General features: G+C 67.9%; 6 protein-coding genes. 1 reads left to right on the forward strand and 5 read right to left on the reverse strand.

What is annotated here, in order from left to right; all coding sequences use genetic code 11:
• Window positions 1–51: 51 nt before the first annotated feature.
• Complete coding sequence (locus CHC08_RS17350) at window positions 52–1,128, forward strand: iron-siderophore ABC transporter substrate-binding protein (RefSeq protein ID WP_089208337.1); 1,077 nt, start codon at window positions 52–54, stop codon at window positions 1,126–1,128.
• 143 nt (window positions 1,129–1,271) lie between these two features.
• On the opposite strand, the gene CHC08_RS17355 is transcribed toward CHC08_RS17350, so the two are convergent.
• The 5 genes from CHC08_RS17355 to CHC08_RS17375 form a co-directional block, all read right to left on the reverse strand.
• Window positions 1,272–3,068 carry a ferritin-like domain-containing protein gene (locus tag CHC08_RS17355; RefSeq protein WP_089208338.1) on the reverse strand — a complete coding sequence of 599 codons (1,797 nt, stop codon included), beginning with the start codon at window positions 3,066–3,068 and terminating at the stop codon, window positions 1,272–1,274.
• 89 nt (window positions 3,069–3,157) lie between these two features.
• A complete protein-coding gene (locus CHC08_RS17360) occupies window positions 3,158–3,397 on the reverse strand; it encodes a hypothetical protein (protein WP_089208339.1) in 240 nt (79 codons plus the stop codon).
• A 290-nt stretch (window positions 3,398–3,687) separates the two neighbouring features.
• The gene (locus CHC08_RS17365; protein ID WP_089208340.1) at window positions 3,688–5,418 is read right to left on the reverse strand and encodes an L-aspartate oxidase; all 1,731 of its coding nucleotides are present in this window, start codon (window positions 5,416–5,418) and stop codon (window positions 3,688–3,690) included.
• 217 nt (window positions 5,419–5,635) lie between these two features.
• The gene (locus CHC08_RS17370) at window positions 5,636–6,676 is read right to left on the reverse strand and encodes a cupin domain-containing protein (protein ID WP_089208341.1); all 1,041 of its coding nucleotides are present in this window, start codon (window positions 6,674–6,676) and stop codon (window positions 5,636–5,638) included.
• Window positions 6,677–7,079: 403 nt separating this feature from the next.
• Complete coding sequence (locus CHC08_RS17375) at window positions 7,080–7,286, reverse strand: MbtH family protein (RefSeq protein ID WP_089208342.1); 207 nt, start codon at window positions 7,284–7,286, stop codon at window positions 7,080–7,082.
• Window positions 7,287–7,370 lie beyond the last annotated feature (84 nt).

Consider the following 7,370-nt stretch of genomic DNA (forward strand, 5'->3'; position numbering starts at 1 on the left):
ATCCCCACTCACAACGCATCCACCATCTGACGAGATCCGAAGGACCCCCTTATGCTCCGCTCCCTGAGAGGCACCCGGCTCGCCACGGCGTTCGCCTCCCTCGTGCTGCTCTCCGGCACCGTCGCCGCATGCGGCACAGACGCCGGCTCTCCCGCCGCCGCTCCCAGTGCCGCCGGCTCCGATGCCGCCGCGCCGCAGAGCGGCGCCTTCCCGGTGACGATCGAGAACAAGTTCGGCAGCACCACCATCGCGTCCGAACCCAAGAGAATCGTCACGGTCGGGCTGACCGACCAGGACGCCGTACTGGCCCTCGGCAAGGTGCCGGTCGGCACCACCGACTGGCTCGGCGGATACAAGGGCGCCATCGGTCCCTGGGCCACCGGCAAGCTGGGCACCGCCGCCGTGCCGACCATGCTGACCGACACCGGCACCGGGCCGCAGGTCGAGAAGATCGCCGCCCTCGCGCCGGACCTGATCCTCGCGCTGTACTCGGGTCTCACCAAGGAACAGTACGAGACCCTGTCGAAGCTGGCCCCGGTCGTGGCCCAGCCGAAGGAGTACAACGACTACGGCATCCCCTGGCAGGCGCAGACCGAGATCATCGGCAAGGCCCTCGGCAAGGAGGCCGAGGGCAGGAAGCTCGTCGAGGACGTCACGGCCACGTTCACGGCCGCGCAGAAGGAGCACCCCGAGTTCGCCGGGGCCGGCGCCCTGGTGGCCACGCCGTACGAGGGATTCTTCGTCTACGGCAGCCAGGACTCGCGCTCGCGCACCCTCACCTCGCTCGGCTTCACGCTGCCGGCCGATCTCGACACGGTCATCGGCGACAAGTTCGGCGCCAGCATCAGCAAGGAGCGCAGTGACCTGCTCGACCAGAAGGCGATCGTGTGGACCGTCCCCGACACCGCCAAGGATCCGGCCAAGCTGCACGAGGACAAGCTCTACAAGGACCTGAACGTGGCGAAGCAGAGCCGTGAGGTCTTCATCGGTGAGTCCACCGACTACGGCAAGGCCTTCTCCTTCGTCACCGTGCTGAGCCTGCCGTACGTCATCGAGCGGCTCGTGCCGCAGCTCGCGGCGGCGGTTGACGGCGACGTCGCCACGAAGGTGGAGGAGCCGACGTCCTGACGTACCACGCAAAAAGGGGGGCGGGCCGCGACTTGATTCGCGGCCCGGCCCCCCTTTTCATTTTCGGGCGCCGCCGCGGCGGCGGTCGCCCTCCTCGGCTGTTCGCTGCCGATCCTCCTGCTGTTCTGACCTGTGAACGGGAGCTATTTTGATGCACGGCCGGCCGCCTCCGCGGCCTCCGGCGTTTCCTCGCGGAAACCGATCTCCCGGTGGGTCCCGTCGCACAGCGGTTTGTTGCCGGAATGGCCGCAGCGGCACAGCGTCATCCTGTTGCGGGTCTCCAGCGGCCGTCCGTCCGCCCGCAGGACCGGCACTCCACCGGTGACCCACAGCGCGCTGGCCAGTCCGTCCTCTTCTCCCAGAACCGAGATGGCCTGCGGAAGGTCGGGCTCGATCACCTCGCCGTCGCGCTGAAGGGCGTAGCTGTAGGAGCCGGAGGGGCAGTGATCGATACGGCCCATGACGTCGGAGCGCACGTCGCTGTCGCCGGTGTCGGCGAGCATCGCGGCGATCGGCCTGGCACGGCCGACGCAGAAGGCGGCATGGATGCACAGCTCCCCCACCCGCTGAGCCGAGATGCCCACCCCGTCGTGCACGTGCTGCAGTTCCCTGTACGGCCGCTCGCTCGCGGTCTCCGTACCGTCGAACCCGACCACGGCATGGGTCCCGTCGCAGAACGGCTTGGAGCTTGAGCGGCCGCAGCGGCACAGCGCGTAGGTGTCCTCGGTCGCCAGGGGCTCGTCGGTCTTCCAGGTCAGCGCGTCGTTCTCCGCAGAGACGATCTTGCGTTTGCGCCGGAGCGGGATGCCGCCGTACACGACGTACGGGCCGTCATGGAGCACGACGATCCGCCGCCGGTCGCCGACGCTCCATCGGCGCAGCTCGGGTGCCACGTAGTCGAAGGTGGGTCCGGCCGTTGTGCCGTTCTCGTCGGGCATCCGCGACAGGGCCTGGGTCTGGGCCTTGAGCGCGTACATCGTGCCGGTGGCGACCGCGAGCAGGTTCGGGCTGCCGTTGAACGCCTGCTCCAGCAGATGCAGGACGGCGCAGTAGGTGTGGTTGAACTCCTCCTGCGCGGTGCGGATCGCGCTGCCCACGGCGTGGTCGTCCAGGCGCGGGTTGTGCCGCATCGGCCGGACCCCGGCCCAGTCCACCGAAATCGGCTCCCCGGTGGGCCCGGACCGCGGGGTGTCACCGCGCCGATAACGCCGCCCGGCCTTGAGCTCCTGAAACCGGTAGTAGTGCGCGACCTCCTCCCGTTCGGGATGGAAGACATCCTGCTCACCGTCCCAGACCCCGCCGCCGGCGCTGCCCTCACCCTGCTCGACGATCTCCCGCAGCGCCGCCAGCGCGGAGTCCAGATCACCGACCGCGACCAGATGCCCGGCGGTGTGCCGGAAGTGAGCGGCGCTCACCTGCCGGGCCGGATCACCACTGAAGACCGCGCCCTCGCCGAGCGTGTCACTCAGCCGGCGCAGGCCCTGCTCGATCGCGGCGTAGAACTGCCCGATCGTCTCGTAGTCCTCGCCCTCGGCCGGCCCGCCGGGCGGCGCCGGCCGCTCAAGGCGCAGGAACATCTCCAGCGCCTCGGGCCCGAACGGCACCAGCGCCACCTCCAGCGAGCGATCACCATGCGGCAACCGCCGGGGATGCGGCGGCAACATCTGCAGGGTGTCCAGCCGCGGCCGGCCGCCGACGGCGTTGAGCAGGTTCGCCGCCAGCGCCAGGTGCAACATCTCCTCGATGAAGACGCCGCCCACCACCTCGACGGCTTCGGGGTTGCGCTCCGGATCCAGCGAGTACAGTGCGTACAGATACGGCGGCAGGGTCGCGTGTTCCAGCTCGATCGCCCACTGCAGATGCTCACGAAGGCTGTCGAGCGTGACGATCCGGGCCGAAGGATCAGGAACGGCGAGCTCCTGCGGTCGCGAGCGTTTCATACGTGTCCTGCCTCGATTTCATGCGTGTCTTGCCTCGGCTGTCGGAAGGATCGCATTCCACCGGCGCCAGAAGGGCCCGAACGGGTGTTTCAGGCATTTGCCGTGCCGTGCTCGCCGGGTCGGGAGTCGCCCTCCAGCGCCTCGACCGCGTCGAGCAGGCCTCGAAGGCCGATTTCCTCGCGCTCGGCGTCCGTCGGATCGAACAGCCAGTCCGTGATCGGCAGATCTGCCGCCTCCTCCAGATGGCTCTCCCCGACCAGGATCACTTCCTCCTCGACCTCGATCTTGAGCTCGTACAGAAACTCGTTCTCTCCGCTCGGAGCGCTCATCTTTCCTCCATACGTGGCGTGCGTGGATGTCCGGCAGACCGCGTGGATCATTCGGGCGGGGATTCCTGTCCGCCGAGGCATCCGTGCGCCGACCGGCCGCCAACTAAGACAGGGCAGCCTCCAGACTTGTGACAACCGCCGCGAAATTCTTTTTCACACCGCGGATGAAGCCGTCACCAATGATCAAAATGTCTGCCCACCCGTGGCATCGACCTGCGGCGGGCTGGACCGCCGTACCCCCGAGCTCGGGCTTCGATGTCGTCGCCACCCTGCGGCCACATCGGCGGTCGCTACTCGACGAGCTTGCCGCCGGTGGAGACCTCGCGCATGAGCGCCGCGATCTCGACGGGAATCGGCGGGATGGGCTCCCTCTCCACGGAGCCGGGTCCGGACCACACGAGGTTGACCTGCAGCGCGGGGTCGAGGTCGGGGTAGTCGGAGCGGTTGTGGCAGCCGCGGGTCTCGCGACGCTCAAGCGCGGTCTCGATCGTCGCGCGCGCGGCGAGCGCTGCGGACTTCAGGTCGAAGGCGTGGGCCAGGTCCTGGAAACCGGCGATGTCCGGGTGCACGCCGACGTCGTTGATGCGCGCTTCCACCGCGGTGAGTTCGGCGAGGCCTTCCAGCAGGCCGCTCTCGTCGCGCACCACGCCGGCATGCTCGGTCATGATGTCGCGGAGGGCTCGCTGCAGTGAGCGAACGTTCTCGGGACCGTCGGCCGCGAGCAGCTCGTCCACCTCTGCCCGCGCCGCGTCGAGCGCCTCGGCCGAGCGGCGCTGGGCGTCGAGACCCGCGGAGTACTCGGCCGCCGCCTGTCCGACGATGCGGCCGAAGACGAGGAGTTCGATGAGCGAGTTGCCGCCCAGGCGGTTCGCCCCGTGCAGGCCGCTCGCCGCCTCCCCGATCGCGTACAGGCCGTCGACGCCCGTGCCGTGGTCCTCGGGTCGCACCCAGACCCCGCCCATCGAGTAGTGCGCGGTCGGTGCGACCTCGATCGGGTCCTTGGTGATGTCGAGCATCTGCAGTTCCAGCAGCGTCTGGTAGACGCGAGGCAACCGCGTCATGATCGTCTGTCTCGGCAGGTGCGACACATCAAGCCACACACCGCCGTTTTGGCTCCCGCGGCCCTCTTTGATCTCGGTGTAGGCGGCCAGGGCGATGCGGTCACGCGTGGACAGCTCCATCCGCTCCAGGTCGTACCGCGCCATGAACCGCTCGCCGAGCTGGTTGCGCAGGATTCCACCTTCACCCCGGGCCGCTTCGGAGACGAGGGTGCCCGCCGCGTTCTCGGGTGCGATGAGACCGGACGGGTGGAACTGCACCAGCTCCGGGTCGCGGATGCGGCAGCCGGCGAGGGCGGCGAGGCGGAACGAGTCGCCCGTGTTCTCGTCCCTTCGGGAGGAGGTGCGCCGCCAGATCCTGGTGTGGCCGCCGGCGGCCAGGATCACCGCATCGGCATGGATGACGTAGCGGCTGCCGTCGGTCAGGTCGAAACCGTACGCGCCGAAGACCGCGTTGTCGCGGACGAGGATGCGCGTGATGTACACGGTGTCGAGGATCGGGACATCGAGTTGCGTCGCCCGGTTGACCAGGGTGCGTTGGATCTCGAGTCCGGTGTAGTCCCCCGCGTAGGCGGTGCGCCGGTAGGTGTGGGCGCCGAAGAAGCGCTGCGAGATCCGCCCGTCCTCCTCACGTGCGAACGGCATGCCCCAGCGCTGGAGGTCTTCGATGCCCCGTGCGGCCCCCTCGGTGACGATGCGCACCGTCTGGGGGTTGGCAAGGAGGTAGCTCTCCGTGAGGGTGTCCGCCGCGTGCTGTTGCCAGCTGTCCTCGGGATCCATCGTGGCGAGCGCCGCGTTGATGCCGCCGGCCGCGAGCGAGGTGTGCGCGTCCGCCTTCGGCCGCTTGCCCACCGCCAGGACGCCGACCCCGCGTTCGGCGAGTTCGATGGCGGCCCGTAACCCGGATCCTCCCGTGCCGATGACCAGGACCGACGTGGCGATCCGTTTCTCTGATGAGTGCATGGTGTTCCTTCGGCCGCATCGAGTGAAAGCAGTTCCGGGAAACACGACCGGACAGCGGCATGATTTGTGACATCCCCGTCACCGGTGCGAGTGGCCGGTCCCAGGGCCGCGCGCGGAGTCGACCGTCGGCTGGGCGTCTCCGGCGCGCCCGCACGGCTCGCCCCGACGCCGATGCTCACGTGCACCGCGCTCGCACTCGCCGCGGCGACTCCGCTCCTCAGCGAACCGGGTCGCGAGGGTTGGCTCGGGCGACCATGAGGGGATCGATCGGCGTGAAGGGGAACCGGGGAAGGTCGCGCTCGGAAATGTCGAAACTCGCGGCGAGAACTTCGCGGGAGAACGCCGACGCGGTGGCCCGGTATCCGATGTCGCCGGGCATGGGCTGATCGAAGAAGATGAGGAAGTGAATGTCTTCTTCGCCGAGGACTTCGATGTGGTGCGGAAAGGCTCGTGGCACGAAATACACGTCACCCGGGCTGAGCAAATACTCGTCGAGGGTGTTGTCGGGATCCAGAACGCGCATGCGGGCATGACCTTTTTCGACGTATCCCATCTCGCCGGTGATCGGATGCCAGTGCGGTTCGCGCATTCCGCTCTCCCTGATGCGCAGGGAGTACATGGAGATGTCCTCCAGGGCGGCCCAATACTGCTTACGGGCGAGGCGAGCCTCACCGTAGGCGTAGGACAGCGGCGGATGCTGGCCTTCGGCATCGAACAGGTGGGCGTTGGGCAGTCCGGCCGTGGACGGGACATCGGCGGCACCGGTGCGGCGGACGATCTGCTGCGCCGGAGACCGGTCGAAGGCGGCGAACGCCGAGCCGGGCAGGTCGTAGGTGTTACCGAGCACCGCGTCGGTCATGGCGTTGAAGCTGTCGCGCAGCGAGAAATGCTGAGGGCGTTCGTTGCGTAGTGCGAGAACGAACTCGGCGCGCTCGGCGCCGATGTTCTCGATGTGATAAACGGCGCCGGACTCGACGTGATACATCTGACCGGCGCCGACGACAAACGAGGAGAAGACGTCGGCGTCGCCGAGGATCGATACCAGGACCGTGCCGGAAAGGCAGTAGCCGAGCTGGTTGGCGTTGACGTTCCACTGCGGCTCGCGGATCGCGCCGGGTTCGAGGACGAGACGCTTGATCGAGAGCCGGTTGAGGATCGGCAGCACGGTGGCGTCGACCAAGGTGACCGATCCGAGCTCGTTCTCGAACGCGGGCGGCGCGGTTGCCAGGGAGGTGATGTGTGGCGAGGTACTGGGCATGACTTCCCCTTCGTTGCCGCAACCCGCGCGGTCATGGTCGAATGCGTGCCGCTCTCGAAATTCATCCGAGCCGCAGGGTCACGCCCACGCCGGTGAGATACGAGTTGACCTTCGTCTGCTCCCGTTTCCCCAGGTTAAGCAGTAAGTGTCTGCTGTAGGGGGTTGTGCTGCGGCGTGTCGCCCGTTCCCGACCTTTCGCAATCTTTATGAGTACTTCCCTGAGGCGGGGACGCGGAGCAGGGGAAGGCACCGGATCCGCCAGGTGCCTCTCGGCCGCTCACGGCGGGCGATGCCTCTCACCCCCGCCAAAAGCCCCACCGGCGAATCGCCGGTGGGGCTATGGGCGCCGGTGACAGCGGCATTGGTACGCGGCGCCCCTTTTCCGGGTACGCGCGCTCCGCGGTCAGCCCTCCTGTTCCACGAGGCTCTTCGGGCGCATGTCGGTCCAGTTGGCCTCGATGTGGTCCAGGCACTCCTGGCGGGTGCCGGGGCCGTGGACGACGGTCCAGCCGGCGGGGATCTCGACGAATTCGGGCCACAGGCTGTGCTGTCCCTCGTCGTTGACCAGGACGGAGTAGACACCGTCGGGGTTCTCGAACGGGTTGCTCATATCGGCTTCCTCTCCTCTTGTGCTCAAATAAATTGATCTAGCTGCATCTAAATATGTTGATCCAGCGTCGTGCACGGAAACGTG

The sequence above is a fragment of the Streptosporangium subroseum genome, assembly GCF_900188345.1.
Lineage (GTDB): Bacteria > Actinomycetota > Actinomycetes > Streptosporangiales > Streptosporangiaceae > Streptosporangium > Streptosporangium subroseum.